The organism is Moorena sp., from assembly GCF_982860115.1.
Genome location: NZ_CEYLVT010000165.1, coordinates 1 through 16,785, shown reverse-complemented (window position 1 = coordinate 16,785; position 16,785 = coordinate 1). Strand labels below are relative to the sequence as shown.

Here is a 16,785-nt window from a genome sequence, read left to right as displayed (position 1 = left end):
GGTAGAACTGGCATCTTGGTAGAACTGGCATCTTGCCAGTTTCAATATATTTTCGAGCGGGCAGGATGCCCACTCTACTTCTATTCATTCCAAGACTGACGCAACACCGTTTTTCCATTTGGGCTAGGTAGTGATGAGGTTATCGCTACAGTCAACACCTCACCTCTCCCTATTCGCATTGCTAGGATTATCAAATTTATTGGAATTTTGCAATGAGTATTTATACGTTTTTTTGAGCTTACAAATGAGTTGTAAAACTAGATTGTGATTTTCGCTAAACTGAAAAAATTTGTATTCCTTACGGTTCCTACTTATTCGGAGTTTTATGTTTCCTAACCCTTTGGATTTTTTGTTTACATCTCCAATAAAAATACTATAGTAATTGTAATTTACTTCAGGTTACTTCACCCTGCTTCAGAGCAATTCATCGACACTTCATGCCCTACTTACTACTTCCTACTACCAATACGAAAGTCCCTGAAAGCCTTGCTAATTCGTTGTTGTGAATTATCTCTCGTCAAAGTTTTTTATAAAATTTTCACAGATTTTAAAAATTAAAAAATTTAACATAAGTTAACTAAAATAGTCCGGATTGTGTGTAATACTATTTTTGGAAAGTAAATTAGCTATCAATAACAAAGTGATAGCTATCAGAGCTAATCATCAAAAAATAAACTACTCGAATTCAACATCAGGTGCATCTCATATTTGAGACTATTGCTAGTGGTGCGTTAGAGCGGCTTTCAGAGGTTGTCTGAGAAGTCTCATGTGCTAAATCCAAGCCCCCTAAATCCCCCAAGTTTGGGGGACTTTTACCAGGCAATTGATTCTTGTTCCCCCCAGAATTGGGGGGCTAGGGCGTGTCTTCTTGCCTCGGAGATCCCCCATTATCCCCCTTAAAAAAGGGGGACTTTGAGTATGGCTCCCCCCTTTTTTAAGGGGGGCTGGGGGGGATCATAATCTTGCGGAAAACTTTGAAAACACGCCCTAGGGGGGCAAAATTCAGTATCAAAAAACTTTTCAGATATACTCTTATGTTTCGCCTCTTAGGCAGGGCTAGGTTGCTGGCCTTAACGCACCAATGCTGGGTCAAACAACTTTTAGGAGTTGAGTAGACGTTCAGTTAGGTATAATCATGACCGCTACCAAGTTAATTGAGTTAGACGATGGCACGTTGATAGAAGTGGACGTGCCAGAAGACGAAGCACAACAGATTTCTAATCGATTCGCCGATAAGGTCAATACAACCTTTGATAAAATTAAGCCGATTTTAGTGAAAAGTTGTCGCCCGATTACTGCGGCTTGGAAGGAAATTAATCAAGAGATGCAGATTGAGAAAGCTGAAGTTGAAATAAACTTCAATTTTGAGGCAGAGGGAAATGTCTACTTTACTAAAGCGAAAGCTGGTAGCCATTTAAAAGTCAAACTTGTCCTTAATCCTAAATCTCAACCATGAGCATAAATTTTTCAGAATCAGTAATTTTAATTACTAGCAGTGATAGTAGTCGTAATAGACACTTTGGTACCGGGTTTGTTATTCATAAGGATACTAATCATACTTACTTATTAACCTGCGCTCACGTAGTGAAGGATGTTGGTGGAGCAGAAACCATCAGGGCGAATGGTCGTCCCGCAACTGTAATTGCGTCTGGTGAGGACAAGGGCTTTGACTTAGCTGTTTTAACCGTTGAGGGATTATTAGATAAACCTCCGTTAAACTTGTGTGCAAGTGGTGAAAAAAATAAGCCATTTATCATCTCTGGTTTTTATGAATTGGCTCCGAAAGCTCCTCCGGCTCTTAGAGATATTGAAGGACAACTGGGTAGGCAGATTAGATTACCATCTAAGGATGGAGGTGATCGCATCAATGGCTGGGATTTAATAATTAAGGACAAGTATTATTTACAACCTGGTTATAGTGGCTCCCCTGTAATTGATCAAGAAACTAATTATGTTTTGGGTGTAGTTAGCTATCGCATCGGTAAGGGAGAAGAGGGGTTAGCCATTTCTATAGAAGCTCTTAAGCAGATTTGGGAAGACATACCTAGCAGAATATTTAAGGATTTTGCTATTAAAGATATTACTTTAAATGAATCAAAACAAGCTTCATTTACTTCAATGAAAAATCCCAAACTACTACGAATAAAGCTACAGCAAAATGAAAATGATATCAGTGTTATACAGAGTCAAATAAAATCTCTTAATTATATTATTAAAGCTATAAAATCTGAATTAGAAAAAGAATTAAGCCCTGAAAACAAAGCCAAAAATGAATTAATACTAAGACCAAAAGAAAAACAGCTTAATAAATTTTACAAAAAACTAGACAAACTTTATGAGACAAAATATTCACTTGAGCAACAATTAAATCAAAAATCCTAGTTTATAAAATTAAGCTTCAGACTAATTTACAATAATTATTTGGGTATTTATGACAGAAGAAATAACTCCTAACTCAATTCCTGAAAACTCTCAACCTGTCCAACCTGAAAATAATGATGTAGATATTGTAGATGAAGCTCAATCTATTCAAGCACAAAACCATACTGAAGCCAATAATATAACTTCGGATTCTGAGGGAAAGAATTTAGACAGTGATGTTGAAAATAATAATAATGCCTCTGAGTCTGAGGCAAATATACCTGAAGAACAAGATTTAATCTCACCTAAGGATGACCGTGAAAACGTCTATTCACAATACCGTAGCGAAGATACAGAAGAAACTGAACCGGAAGATGATTCATATATTTTAAATGAAAATCCAGAGCGATTAAAGACACAGCTAGATAGAATAAAAAATGATATAAGAGAGAATAAAAAAAAATTCAACAATCTAAATAAAATAATTCACCATATAGAAAAAAATCTAGTAATAGAACTAAGTGCAATACAAGAAGCAAAACTTGAATTAAAAATAGAACAATACAAAGAACAAAGTTCTAAATTATACCAAGAGTTAACTCGACTTTACGACCAACAGTTTTCTCTCGACAAAAGACTAAAAAAAGCTGAAAAATTAAAGCGCAATCAATCTAAATCTAAAGATGATTATAATTACTTATCTAAGGAAGCTAAAAGTATTTCAGCTCAATCACTATTTCAAGAGAATGAACCGATTGAAAATTCTGTTATCTATGTAGCTACCTTTTTTCCTGATTTAAGTACTCAGGATTTTGAGAGAGTTGTTTCATATTTGTTAGAAAGTCGAACCATTGCTGTTGCCGTCACATCTAAAGTAACTACAGAACAAGGTGAAATAAGACTGATTGAAAACTCTGAGGATAAACCGCTAATAGAAATTTGGAAAAAAAGTCTTTGTGAACCTGAAAAAATTTTAAGTAAATGCTACCTTAAGGTAGAAGAGCAAGAAGATAAATCACACATAATTAAATTTTATTTACCTATACAAGAAAAGTTAAAAGAATATCTTCAAACAGAGCAGCCATTATATTTATCGGAGCAATTCAAGCGTGCTCGTTTATTACTGTTTGATACTTCTAAAAAAGTGGCTGAAAATGCTATGTATTTATCAGTTGATATGGCTCTTGCATCTCCTTATGATTATGGAAAAGATTGGCTCTTTGAACGCATTACAGAATTTACCAAGCGTTCAAATCAAAAGATTAATTCTGATCAAGTTCCATACCTGATACAAATTCAAGAAAAAAGACGAGAAAGATTGGTATTTTCTCGTATATCTAGCTTAATTACTGAAATGCTAAGTTATCCTCAACTACAGGGCATAGTTGAGAGCTTTCTCAAAATGTTGATGTCAGTGTCACGTTTTGACGCTGTTTGGAAAATCGTCAAAAATTTACGTTCTGCACCTAAGTTTGAACAGCTTTATTGGGTAAAGCTGCTTTTAGATCAGGGAGATGATAACATTCGCACTGAAGTTTATCGATTCTTGTACAGACAGTTATATAGTCAGAAAAGCTCTGATGTTTACAAATACTTGGAAATTATAAAAACATGGTTACCTGAGAAAGAACGTCCCTTAGAAAAATACTCTCCATCAAACAAGCGTGCTTTATGGCTACTATTTGACTACTGTCTAGATACTACATCAAAATTGGATTCTAAGTACTATGGTGACTGGCCATCTAAGTATCGATTGTTCGCACCATTATCCTCCATTGATAAGATTGATGACAAGTTAGAGATGTTGGTCAGTTGGCTGTTTCATCCTGGTCTTAAGTATATCAATAAAAATATTAAAGTAATAGAACTAATCAGCTTATTAATTGTAGACTGGTTTAAAATTTTGACTCCAGATAATAAGTGGTTTAGTCTGGCAATTTTTTATAAAAAAGAGCATAGTTTAAAAGCAAAAGAGCATAGCCCAGAAGCATCTGATTTATTTGATAAGTTAATACAAAAAATTATTGTTAGCACTGACAAAGATCAACAGAAAGAACTGATATACTCTTGGGTTTTCTTGGCAGAAAATTATTTTAAAGAAAGTGAAAAAGCGGAAAAAAAAGGTGATAGAAAACTTAGAAAAGAAGCAACGCTTAACCGTAATTTAGTCAGAAAAGTCAAAAAAAAGTTTAATACTCTGCAAAAGAATGCTTCTTTTGCAGAGTATTAGAGTAATTAAAGTAGGTGAATAAATACTAACATTTGGAGATTAAGATGGAAAAACTACATCCTTTAGATCAAATCATTCGTCAGATATACAAAGCAGAAGCATCGGCTAAATATGAAGCTAATTCTGATGAAATAGTCATTATTTTTGATAAAAACAAAAAAGTTTTTTTGAATTGCATTCCTATTTTAAGTGAAAATAATATTGTATATTATCTAGTTTATAACACTAATAATGCCTCAAGTTTTGCTGAATCTAGGGATCTTCTTATTGAAGTGACAGACTTTGCCAGAAACCGTAAACTTGGTATCTCGGTAGATTATCGCGCTAGTTGTCCCTCTGGGAAGGAGGAGCAGGTTGCCCGAGCTCTTTGTGGCGATAATTCTCCTGGTGATGAACTTGATAAAAGAATAAAAAGATGGGTGTTTCAACTAACGGATGACCGAGCTGCTCAATTCATAGATAATTACTATAGTCAAGTACATTGGTTACAGACTCAGTTAAAAACAAAAGCGGCAGAGGAAATTGGTCTAAACCTTGATGTCAGACTGTCTCTAGAGAATAGTAAACAGCTCGAACCTATAAAAATTAGACCGACAGAAATTACCGTAGAGGTGACCGATTTTGCTCAAGACCGTAAACTCCCTATCTCTGTAGCGTATCGCGCTACTTGCCCCCCTGAGAAGGAGAAGCAGGTTGCCCAAGCTCTTGGTGGCGATAATTATTCTGGTGATGAATTTGGTAAAAAAATAAAAAGATGGGTGTTTGAACTAACGGATAAGCGAGCTGCTGAATTCATAGATAATTACTATAGTCAAGTACATTGGTTACAGACTCAGTTAAAAACAAAAGCGGCAGAGGAAATTGGTCTAAACCTTGATGTCAGACTGTCTCTAGAAAAAGAGAATGACCTCAAACCTCTAACAATTAGACCGACAGAAATTAAGGTATATGTTAAAGATTCTGATTATCCCTTAGACCTTGAGGTTGAAACTGAACTAATTGTTAATGATCCAGTAAAGGCTACATCGAATCTTGATTCTGATTGGTGGAACTCTCTAGTCAACCTTACCACAGCAGAAATCAAACAATACTTGCTTCGTAATATTACTATTAGTCAATTTTACTATGAATTAGAAGATACAGTTAAAAATGGATTAGTTAACCATTTAAACAATATCCTGGGTCACCAAGGTCGTCGAGTTAAATACTTATTTCTCAACAATAAAACCTTTTCTTCATGTTCACCTCCTCAAGATTTTGTAGAAATAAAAGATTTGAAAATTGATTGTAAAGTCCAAAAGTATGGGAATTCAGTATCTGTTGAAAATAACCTCCAGATGCTTCTGCAAGATCTTAGACGATATATCTCTGCAAAATCTCCTAACGTCGAGGATTGGGTAAAACGCAAGCTAGAAAAAATCGTTAAACCATTACTTATTGACAAAAACTATGCAGATATATTGTGCGATTTTAGTCAAGAAGCTGAAGCGATTCGGCAAGCAATGCAAATTGAAGCTGAATCTATTGGTTATTATGTGAAACATATCCTCTCTGTTACTAAGCAGGAGCATAGTCAACTGCTAGAAAATCTAGAAATAAAAGATGAAAAATCAGAATTTTTAACTAATGTTGCTAGCATAAATGTCAAGCTAAGTACTGCAGTAAATCTTAAATTTACTAGTCTTGAAAAAATTGACTATTATCTTAATAAAAAAGTTGATGACATTAAAAAAATAATCCAAAAAACGATTAACAGGACTACCGAAGAAATTATACGTACTATAGAACCAGAACGATTCTATATGCGTTTTTATAAACCTAAAAATGGCGAAAAATCTGTTGAACAAGAACTTAAAGATGAAATCACTAAAGCCTTGGAAGATAAATTTGGAGCAACACTCATTAGAGTTGTTCCTATTCCTGAACAAACAGATATTATTGAATATTTGCAACGATTAATAGGGATAGTAGGCTCTTTTGAATGTAAAGTACCTTCTCTAATGGGTGGAGAAGCTGTTACGTTCCAGGGGGATTTCAAAATTTTAGGGATTAAGCAAGATAGCTGGTATACATTTCAATTAGCATTCCAATCGATGCGACAATCCCAGCAAGAGTTATTGCAAGAATGCCAGACACTCACACAGCAATATTCTAAGGTTATTAAATCCGGTGATGTAGAAGATAATATAGATAAAATTTATAAAATTAATCAGAAAATTCGCGTTATAGAAAATGATTTTTTTGGAATAGATGATATCAAAAATTCAATTGAAAAGAGTGTCACGGCTAAGTTAAAAACTGCTAACAGTCAATTGCTAACATATACAGATATCCAACTTTTATCTACTATGGAGCACCACATCAACCACTGGGCAAGAGAAAGTGTGGTTGAGCAATATGGTCTAGACATTAACATCATAAATCTATCTCGTAGTCCCACTCAACAAGAAAAGTCTTTTTCTGAAGCTAAGGCAAAATTACAAAGGGCAAACTTAGATGAAGAATTAGCTAAAATTGAAGCCAGATGCAAGGAGCGTCAGCAGCAATTAGGAATGTACTCAAGAAGGAATCAAGCTCACTATGATGAACTTAATAAACTCTATGAACAAAGAGCAAAGCTTATTGCATATCCAGATGACAACCAAGATGAATTGCAAGATTTGAATGAGACAATAAATTGTTTAGAGAAAGAAATTCCAAGTTTTTCCCTAGAGGATGCTGGCAGCAGTCTCAATAGATTAGAACCTAAACGAGATAAGAGAAAAAGCACTCTAGATTTTGAAGAGCAGATGAGTCTACTACCCAGCGAAAAAAATCGAGACTCTGATCCTAGTAGTGAGCCAAGGATTATCAATCAAGAGGACGAGATTATCTAGCAAGGAATAGCTAACATTTCGGCGTTGCTGAATCAAGTAATGGATAGCAGTAGAGTGGGCATCTTGCCCGCTCGACAAGATATCGAACGGGCAAGATGCCCATTCTACAGGTGCGACCCGTATACCTGGTGATGCGTTAGGGAGCTTTCATGTTTCGCTCAAGCGCCAGGGTTAGGTTGCTCTCCGTAACGCACCACCGGGTCAAACAGCTTTTAGGAGATGCACCCCACTGGTAAACAGTATCGAAAGTCTTAAATAGGCAAAATGGAAGTAATTTTTAGAAACTATGACGGTAGTGCTGAGGAGATTCGTAATGTTGTACCTGATTCAACGTTACGCAAATATCGTGAAGCACTAAAGATGCTTTTAGGATTACCAGAAAAGCAACATTGTAAATTTTTTTTGGAAAGAAATAACCAAGAAATAGATGTTAATTTAACCTTTGAGGATGCAGGTATTCAGCCGAATGACACACTCATACTTTCTTCACCAAATAGAGAAAACATTAACTCGTCTCAAGAGTCTTTCAGTTCCTCTCCTGAAGATACTATAAAAGACGATTCCCCCACCTCAGAGAATGAAGAAAACATTAACTCCTCAGAAGAGTCTTCTCAAAAGTCTGTCAGTTCCTCTCCAAAAGATACCACAAAAGCCGATTCTCGCACCCCTACTGCTGTTAAAGTATTAGCTCGACTTCAGAAAATTACACGGTTTAAAGAATGGCCGCTTAAAAAATGGAAAAAACCAGCAATTGCAGGTGGCATCATCGTTTTCTTAATCCTAATCTGGTTAATAATTACCAGAACCAGCAGCCAAATTCCCGATCCACTACAACCCCAGTCGGGGGAAAGTTCGTCATCTAAAAGTTTATCATCTAAAAGTTCGTCATCTAAAGGGGAGAAAAAAACACTAAAATCTAAACAGGAGATGGGGTTTAGGGTGTGGGGTTTAGGGAAAATAGAAGCGAATTTCGAGTTACCCCAGCAAAACCATTACATTTCTAACCTGATTCAACCCTCTCGTGTTGATGATAGAATCGCGAGTGGCGGAAACTTACAAGGGCTCCCTCCATCTCCACCAACGTTGCTACCTCCTGAGATTGTCCCATACCCTATACCCAGTTCAGCTTTTCAGAGGGTTGATCCCTCCGTTAGCCTACCTCCGAATCAGTCTTACACTCCCCCAGAATCCCCGTTGTCTGAGCAAGACGCTGTCAACGTGATTCGCAGGTGGCAAAAGGCCAAGGGTGAAATCTTTGCTCCTCCCTTCAATCGGCAACTAGGAAGCAAGGTACTTACAGGCAAAGCTTACAGGGATAACATCAGAAGAACTGATAATACAGAAAGTTCAGTGGATTGGCTAGAGAACAATGACGCTTACTATACCTATGGCGTCCAAAGTATTGATCAGGTTAATAAATTTGCTGCTAGTGGCGATCGCGCCACCATTGAAGTAACGATCAGTGAAGACCGTACTCTCTACGTTAATGGTAAACCCAGTAGGGATAAACACACTGCCTTTGATACCAGCGTAATTCGCTACACCCTTCATCAGGAAGAGGGAGAATGGAAGATAGCAGAGTACAAGATTTTTGAGTACTTCCCGGAATAATAGTCAGCAAGGCTACTGATTGAAATTGCTCCCAGAAGAGATTTAGATTAGATGTCAAAATCCTCTGGATTTATCCCTTTCGCTTTCAATTGTTCCAGCAATGATTGCATACGACTTCTTTCTTGCTCTAAAGCTTTCTCCGCTTGCTCTTTTAGTTCAATAGCTTGCTCTTTGAGTTCAACAATTTCCAAATAGCTAGCAAACCGCTTACCATCAGGATAATAAAGTACTAATTCCGACTCTACTAACTCAAAGGTAATTCCTAAACGGGGACTAACCCAACCAAGCATCTGGGGGATAGCTTCTAAAGTTTCTCCTGAACGCAACCAGCCTTTTAGTGTTGTCCGATTTGGATCATAGAGATAGTACTCTTCTACCTCATGGTTCTGGTAAAACTTGAGTTTATCCTCTTCTAATTCCTTGATAGTGTTTGTGTGTGACGCTATTTCAAAAACTACCTGGGGATTAATGTTATCTTCAACCCAGGTTTTGTAAGAACGGCGATGCCCTTTCGGTCTACCGATCACCACCATCACATCCGGTGCTTGGTTTATTTTTGGTTGTCCTTCTACTGGATACCACAACAAATCCCCTGCTACAAGCACATTGGGGTCATCTTTAAATCTAAGGTCTAGGCCAGACTTAATGGTAGTAATTAGTTCAAATTGAAGGGTATTGTCCGCCAAAGGTTTGCCGTCACTTTCGGGATAAAAACTATCATCAGTAGTTGGCTGTAGCTGTTGAACCATTGTCAAACGTTTACCTGAGCTGATAATTAAGAATAGGGAATCGGGAATCGGGAATCGGGAATCGGGAATAAAATAACTAATATGGATTGCTATATCAGCTATCAGCGGTCAGCAGTTGGCCAGTGGCTGACCGCTGACCGCTAAATCCTTACACCAATCCCTTATGCGATGAAGCGTTCGCGTAGCATGGCCTACGGCCTCAGCTTCCACGCTTATGCGATCGCTTCAAACTTGATCAGGATCCACTCCCATAGCTCGTAAACGAGCAGCCAGTTGCTCAGCTCGTTGTTGAGCTTGAGCTAATTGCTGTTGAGCTTGGGTAGCTTGTTGTTGAGCTTGAGTAGCTTGTTGTTGAGCTTGGGTAGCTTCTTGTTGAGCTTGAGTAGCTTGTTGTTGAGCTTGGGTAGCTTCTTGTTGAGCTTGAGTAGCTTGTTGTTGAGCTTGGGCTGCTTCTTCTTGAGCTTGGGCTGCTATTTCTTCAGCAGTAGGAAGCACAATTCCCTCTAAAGTAGCCCAACGTAACCAAGTAGTATCAACATTATTTTTATAGACCCCTTGCCAACGGACTAAGGCTAATCCTAATCTTTCGCTAATTAGTCGTCCTTGTTCATCTTCAGTTAAAGGCTGATAGACGCCATTGTCCAACCTAAATCCAGCAAAATCCTCTGGATTAAACGGGTCGTACCAAAAATATTCTGGTACTCTGACTTGGTCTTGATAAACTACTTTTTTAGTAGTTTTATCCGTGTTGGCTGTACTGTCAGAAATTAGCTCAATAATCACATCAGGTGCTTTACCTTCTTCCCAAACTACCCAACTGAGTCGTTCGGCTTTGGGAACTCCAAGCACTACAAATACATCCGGACCTCGGAAGTCTTGATTCTTAATTTGTTCTGTACTGAAATAAAGAAACATATTACCCCCAAAATAGCCATCTTCCCGCTGGGCTAACCAAGGGTATAACGGGTCAGTCAGCAATTCCATCTGAAGTTTATGTCGTTCCGTTTCCATGGGAATACCGTCATCACAAGGAAGTTCATATTGAGTTGGCGGTATAGGAGGAGTATTAGGCACAACAGCAGAGGTCATAGTTTTAGACATAGTGGTGGTATTTCCTAGTCAAATTTAACGCCTATCGCTAAGGTATCGTTGAAACTTGCTAAAAAACCCAGCCGTTGGTTCTGTCTTTTTTGACCAAGCTATGGTATTGGAGTTGCTACACTATAGGGGTTTTAAATTTGGTGAGGTACAAATTTTCGGGAACAGCGAACAGGGAGCAGGGAACAGGGAAATCAGAAGAGGGAACAGGGCAAAAATTCTGTATACCTAATTAGGCTAAAAACCGCTATAGCTCGTCTATTAGTAGTCAATTTTTCTAGGACAACATCGGAATAGTTTAGGTGCGCTTACAGTCGTCGAATTAAATTCGCCACGGGTCGCACCTGTTGATGACTGGGAATCAAAAACGCGATCGCGTAGCGTTACCATTCCCGTAGCGTTGCCTTTTGGCCAAGGTCAATCCCTAAAACAATTCTATAGCGTTAATTATATTTATAAAATACACTTAGGTTTCTACTCCCGACTCCCGACTCCCGACTCCCGACTCCCTACTACCTACTACCTTTCCTAAACAATGATGACTTCCTTAACCCTTGATCTCCAATCAATTAACCTTACCGACGAGCAATTTTTCCAGCTTTGTCAAGACAACGATGATTTTAAATTTGAACGCAATGCTAATGGAGATTTAATTATTATGTCACCCACTGGCGGCAGCACCGGAAACCGTAATCTAGAAATAGGCTACCAACTTCAAGCCTGGAGCCGTCAAAACAACTTGGGAATTGCTTTCGATTCCTCCACTGGTTTTAAACTTCCCAATGGTGCCGACCGTTCTCCTGATGCATCTTGGATACCATTACAAAGCTGGAATAGTTTAACTCCTCAACAACAAGAAAAGTTTTTGCCCCTATGTCCTGATTTTGTGATTGAATTACGTTCTCCCAGTGATAGCTTAACAGCAATTCGTCAGAAGATGGAAGAATACCGAGACAATGGTACTCGTTTAGGTTGGTTGATTAATCGTAAAGAGCGACAAGTGGAAATTTATCGACCAAGTAAAGAGGTTGAAGTTTTAGAGTCTCCCACTAGTTTATCGGGAGATGAGGTTTTGCCTGGTTTTGTGCTGTATCTTGACCTAATTTGGTGAAGGTTTTTGCTGATTGCTTCCCTAAAAACAAGAGACTGAAAGAAAATTTTTTTGTTGACAATTATTTACTCTTCTGTTAACGTATCCAGGTAATTACAATTAACTCAATCCTGGAAACGGGAGTCAAACAAAAAAACAAATAGTGGAATAAGCTTATGGCGCTAGTTGTCCAAAAATACGGTGGTACCTCGGTGGGCTCTGTAGAACGCATACAAGCCGTTGCCCAGCGAATTCTCAAAACAGTGCAACAGGACAATTCCGTGGTAGTGGTGGTGTCCGCTATGGGTAAGACTACCGATGGTTTGGTACAACTAGCGAAAGCCATATCCCCTAATCCCTGTCGTCGGGAAATGGATATGCTGCTATCCACCGGTGAGCAAGTCTCCATTGCTCTATTATCCATGGCCCTACAGGAATTAGAGCAACCGGCTATTTCCCTAACTGGCGCTCAAGTGGGTATTGTAACAGAAGCTAAACACAGTAGCGCTAGGATTCTGCAAATCGAAACCGAGCGGCTGGAGCGATGTTTAAACGAGGGGAAAGTTGTAGTCGTTGCTGGTTTCCAGGGCATCACCAGCACTGATGACTTAGAAATTACTACCCTAGGTCGGGGTGGCTCTGATACCTCAGCCGTAGCCCTAGCCGCAGCACTGGGGGCATCTCGGTGTGAGATTTATACCGATGTACCGGGGATTTTAACCACTGACCCCCGGATCGTACCGGATGCTCAACTGATGCCGGAAATTACCGCTGATGAAATGCTGGAATTAGCCAGCTTAGGGGCAAAAGTCCTCCATCCCCGTGCCGTAGAAATTGCGCGCAACTATGGCTTAACCTTAGTGGTACTATCCAGCTGGAGCGATGAGCCTGGCACTAGGGTAATTTCCCCAAGCTCTCCCCCCCGTTCCTTAGAGGGGTTGGAAATTGCTCGACCAGTCAATACCGTAGAATATGACACCGATCAGGCCAAAGTAGCCCTCTTACGAGTGCCCGATTCCCCTGGTGTAGCAGCACGGTTGTTTGGTGAAATTGCAGTTCAAGACCTAGATGTGGATTTGATTATCCAGTCAATTCACGAACAGAATACTAATGATATTGCTTTTACCGTCAATACCGCTATTATCAATCGAGCGGAATCAGTAGCCGAAGCCATTGCTCCCGCCCTGCGTCGCCAAACCACCCCCGATACCCAAGAAGCAGAAGTGATGGTCGGTAGGGATATTGCTAAAGTCTCGATCACTGGGGCAGGGATGATTGGACGTCCTGGGGTTGCGGCTCAGATGTTCCAGGCTTTAGCGGATGCTGGTGTCAACATCGAGATGATTTCCACCTCCGAAATCAAAGTCAGCTGTGTGATTGATGCCGTCGAATGCGATCGCGCGATCGCGGCCTTGTGTAACTGTTTCGATATCAATAATACCCCCATTCATCTACCCATTCCTCCTGAAGCAGGAGATAGTGACCACTCAAAGGAGATCACCCACCCCCCTGTTCGAGGTGTAGCCCTAGACATCAAGCAAGCCCGTCTAGCCATTCGTCAAATTCCCGATCGTCCAGGCATGGCAGCCAAGATATTTGGAACTTTGGCAGAGCACAATATTAGTATTGATATGATTATCCAGTCCCAACGCTGTCGAATCATTAATGGAATTGCCACCAGGGATCTTGCCTTCACAGTACCTCAAGCGGAAGCAGAAATGGCTCAGAAAGCTCTACAACAGATCGCACCAGTGATTGGGTGTAGTGAAATTCTCCTGGATGCGGATATTGCAAAAGTCAGTATTGTCGGTGCTGGCATGGTTGGCCAACCAGGGATCGCAGCACAAATGTTTGCTGCCCTAGCTTCGGAACAAATCAATATTCAAATGATTGCCACCTCAGAAATTAAGATTAGCTGTGTTGTTGCCCAAGACCAAGGAGTGCGAGCATTGCAAGCTATTCATAAAGCCTTTGGTCTTGCTGGAAGCCAAAAAATCGAGGTTCCAGCCTAGGAATCTAGAGAGGGTAAAGATAGGGGAGTGTGGGAAGATAGGGGAGTGTGGGGGTGTTCGATAATTAGGTATACTTAAAGACATTGTCTTGATGCCGTCGCTAATCTGACTTCCCGACTCCCGACTCCCGACTCCCGACTCCCGAATCCCTAGGATGAAAGTACCTCATCCAATTCAGAACTGCTATAATCAGCAATGCCTTATTTATTATTATTGGTAGATCCAGGCAAGAACTTTAATATGTCATTAAGAGGATCAGAAGAGTTGTTTCCAGGGGAGTTAACCTTAGGCACACCTGTTCCCGATGGCAGGGAAGGAATAAAGTCAATAGATTGACCTGAGGATCCCGGTAGAGTAGCTAGGGCGACGCGATCGCCTCCCACTTGTCGTAGCACATCCAATACCTGAACGACCTCGTTGTAACTGGCCTCCTTGGAAGCATAAAGAGCCATCAACCCATAAGGATTGGTTTGACGATATGCCTGCAGTTTCTTTTTGAACTGCTCTTGGGTTACTACTGGCTCCTGTTCAACATAGAGTTGACCAAACTCATTAAGGCTAACCATTAAGATTTCCCGTCCTTGAGCCTTAGCAGTACTTGCCTTAGGCAAATCCACGCTCAGGGCTTGCTGGCGAGATAAAGTAACAGCTGCCAAAATGAAAAAGGTCAGAATACAAAAAATTACATCAATCAGGGGAACAATCTCAACCCGAACCTCTTCCGGCGAGCTATCCATTCGCAGTCTTAGAGGACGGACTGCCATGGGGGAAGGAGCTGAATCCTTTTTTTTCGTCATAAATTTTTCCTGTGACTAGGAGCTTTCTTCTTGTTGTAACCAATCTTGTCGATAAAGCAATTCCAACTCGCTTCCAGCTTTGCGGAACACTTTAACTTGGTTAAACCAAAAAGCCTGAAATAGTCGATAGAAAGCCAGACTGATAATCGCCACAATCAAACCGGTAGCTGTGCTAATCAGAGATTCTCCAATCCCCTGAGTCACCCCATCGGTGGAAGCTGTGCCAAGGTCACTAATGCGAATGGAACCCAATGAATTAATCAAGCCCAACACTGTACCGAGTAATCCCAACAGTGGTGCTAGAGCAATCACAGCTTCCAAGAGTTTGTCCCCCCGTCGCATAGCAGCTAATTCATCATCCGCAGCCGACTCTAGAGCCAGGCGGAATACCTCTGGGTCAGGATTATTTAGTCGTAAAGGAGCATACAAATATCTACCGATGGGTTGTCGGCGTGACTCTAGGGCAATTTGTCTAGCAACATGCCAGCTACCAGCTGCTGCCTCTAGAACACGATTAACAATTATGCCTTCCCTCAACGCTATAGTTGCCCAAAACCAGATCCGTTCAAAAATTGTACCCATAGTCAGGATCGATAGAGCCAACAGAGGCCACATGGCGATCCCACCTTTTGCAATAAGTTCGACAATATCCACGACTTGCCCTTACTTCCAAATAACTCAGTGGTCTATCAATCTTCTATTGATTTTCAACCACTTGCCAAGAAACTGATCCTATTCTCCACAAGTTAACTGATTAGGTCAGGAAATTTACACTTGGACTTTAGCACATCCGGTACAGAGTGTCTTAGGTAGTGCAGGGAGTGTGGGGATGGTGGGGAGATAGGGAGATGGGGAGATGGGGAGATAGGGAAGAATTTCATTTCCATGGGGCTAAGGTCTGATCACCATAACCAAATTCGATATTAGGTAAAGCTTCAATTTTTGGTTTCAGTGTGGAATGGGCATCTTGCCCGTTTAATTATTGTGGAATGGGCATCTTGCCCGTTTAATTATTGTGGAATGGGCATCTTGCCCGTTTCATTTGCCTAAGTCCTAAAATTTATAATTCTAGTAAAAACTCTAATCAAACGGGTGGTTATCCCCATAGTCGGTTTCTGGAAGAATCTGGCACTATAAATAGTAGCTATAGAGTATTGAGTCCTGTCTTGATGCAGTCGCTCATGGGGGGAACCCCCTTTGGCGGCGCTGCATCGCTGTTTGGTACGTCAGAGCCGGAAACTTCCCCACTCCGGTCTATAGGCAAAACCCCTTGTCCGGTTGCTTCTAATCCGGAGAAATCTTAACAAGATGTGCGACCCAAGGGCGATTTACTCGCCCATTGGAAAGCGCACCTATGTGGCCCTTGGGGATAACGAGTTTGGCTGGTCTCGGCTTATGAGCATTTCAAACCAGTCCTTTAAACCATTAGTTGGAGGTGTGGCTTTCCTACCCACGCAACTTGGTATGGGATGAGGTATTCAGCCGCAAATTTTGATGAACAATCCAATTCAATCTTTTTACAACTGGTATCGCAACACTATCCGCCATTCCAAGTACCGCTGGTGGATCATCTTGGGGACCCTAGTTTACTTTCTTAGCCCCATTGATATTTCCCCAGACTTTATTCCCATCATTGGGCAAATTGATGATATCGCAGTTATAACCCTGCTGGTTTCGGAGCTGTCTCAGTGGCTAATTGACTTTGCCAAAACCCGCCAAAGCGAAAAGATTGCCAATGACACTCAAGATCCTAAGGTCAAGACTGTGGATGTAGACTCTATGGGTGTCTAGTCAAGGGTCTTGAAAGGGTTAAGGCAGAAGTAGATTGAAATAATTACTTCTGCATTTTTTTTGGCATTACTGAATCTTCGCGCTGAATAGGAGTAGAGTGGGCATTCTGCCCGCACGGAAGCGATGCAGCGCCGCCAAAGGGGGTTCCCCCCACTCGCTATTGCATCAAG

General features: G+C 40.4%; 12 protein-coding genes and 1 pseudogene. 9 read left to right on the top strand and 4 right to left on the bottom strand.

Annotation, left to right across the window (positions count from 1 at the left end; translation table 11 throughout):
* The first annotated feature begins 1,135 nt into the window (after positions 1 to 1,135).
* From AC4II3_RS23260 to AC4II3_RS23240, 5 genes are all read left to right on the top strand, one after another.
* On the top strand, positions 1,136 to 1,456 hold the full coding sequence (locus AC4II3_RS23260) for a CU044_2847 family protein (protein ID WP_488011892.1): 321 nt from the start codon (positions 1,136 to 1,138) through the stop codon (positions 1,454 to 1,456).
* Entirely contained in the window at positions 1,453 to 2,382 is a 930-nt protein-coding gene (locus AC4II3_RS23255; RefSeq protein WP_488011894.1) for a S1 family peptidase, read from the top strand. Before AC4II3_RS23260 ends, AC4II3_RS23255 begins: the two co-directional genes overlap by 4 nt.
* Positions 2,383 to 2,431: 49 nt before the next feature.
* Positions 2,432 to 4,591 carry a hypothetical protein gene (locus AC4II3_RS23250; protein ID WP_488011896.1) on the top strand — a complete coding sequence of 720 codons (2,160 nt, stop codon included), beginning with the start codon at positions 2,432 to 2,434 and terminating at the stop codon, positions 4,589 to 4,591.
* A 44-nt stretch (positions 4,592 to 4,635) separates the two neighbouring features.
* Positions 4,636 to 7,467, top strand: coding sequence for a hypothetical protein (locus tag AC4II3_RS23245; protein WP_488011898.1), 2,832 nt, complete (start codon positions 4,636 to 4,638; stop codon positions 7,465 to 7,467).
* A 264-nt stretch (positions 7,468 to 7,731) separates the two neighbouring features.
* Complete coding sequence (locus AC4II3_RS23240) at positions 7,732 to 9,078, top strand: IMS domain-containing protein (protein ID WP_488011900.1); 1,347 nt, start codon at positions 7,732 to 7,734, stop codon at positions 9,076 to 9,078.
* Positions 9,079 to 9,125: 47 nt separating this feature from the next.
* On the opposite strand, the gene AC4II3_RS23235 is transcribed toward AC4II3_RS23240, so the two are convergent.
* Complete coding sequence (locus AC4II3_RS23235) at positions 9,126 to 9,827, bottom strand: Uma2 family endonuclease (RefSeq protein ID WP_488011902.1); 702 nt, start codon at positions 9,825 to 9,827, stop codon at positions 9,126 to 9,128.
* A gap of 225 nt (positions 9,828 to 10,052) precedes the next feature.
* A complete protein-coding gene (locus AC4II3_RS23230) occupies positions 10,053 to 10,928 on the bottom strand; it encodes a Uma2 family endonuclease (RefSeq protein WP_488011904.1) in 876 nt (291 codons plus the stop codon).
* Positions 10,929 to 11,325: 397 nt separating this feature from the next.
* Here AC4II3_RS23230 and AC4II3_RS23225 point away from each other — a divergent pair, with 397 nt between their 5' ends.
* The 3 genes from AC4II3_RS23225 (at position 11,326) to AC4II3_RS23215 (ending at position 14,027) form a co-directional block, all read left to right on the top strand.
* Positions 11,326 to 11,457, top strand: coding sequence for a hypothetical protein (locus AC4II3_RS23225; protein ID WP_488011905.1), 132 nt, complete (start codon positions 11,326 to 11,328; stop codon positions 11,455 to 11,457).
* A gap of 6 nt (positions 11,458 to 11,463) precedes the next feature.
* The gene (locus tag AC4II3_RS23220) at positions 11,464 to 12,036 is read left to right on the top strand and encodes a Uma2 family endonuclease (protein WP_488011909.1); all 573 of its coding nucleotides are present in this window, start codon (positions 11,464 to 11,466) and stop codon (positions 12,034 to 12,036) included.
* Positions 12,037 to 12,191: 155 nt separating this feature from the next.
* A complete protein-coding gene (locus tag AC4II3_RS23215) occupies positions 12,192 to 14,027 on the top strand; it encodes an aspartate kinase (protein ID WP_488011907.1) in 1,836 nt (611 codons plus the stop codon).
* Positions 14,028 to 14,299: 272 nt separating this feature from the next.
* Here AC4II3_RS23215 and AC4II3_RS23210 read toward each other — a convergent pair.
* A pseudogene (locus tag AC4II3_RS23210) lies at positions 14,300 to 14,824 on the bottom strand (ExbD/TolR family protein); the annotation flags it as partial.
* Positions 14,825 to 14,839: 15 nt separating this feature from the next.
* Positions 14,840 to 15,478: a MotA/TolQ/ExbB proton channel family protein gene (locus AC4II3_RS23205; protein WP_070391429.1), complete on the bottom strand. Its 639-nt coding sequence runs from the start codon at positions 15,476 to 15,478 to the stop codon at positions 14,840 to 14,842.
* An 840-nt stretch (positions 15,479 to 16,318) separates the two neighbouring features.
* Here AC4II3_RS23205 and AC4II3_RS23200 point away from each other — a divergent pair.
* Complete coding sequence (locus tag AC4II3_RS23200; protein ID WP_488011719.1) at positions 16,319 to 16,615, top strand: YkvA family protein; 297 nt, start codon at positions 16,319 to 16,321, stop codon at positions 16,613 to 16,615.
* The last annotated feature ends 170 nt before the right edge of the window (positions 16,616 to 16,785 follow it).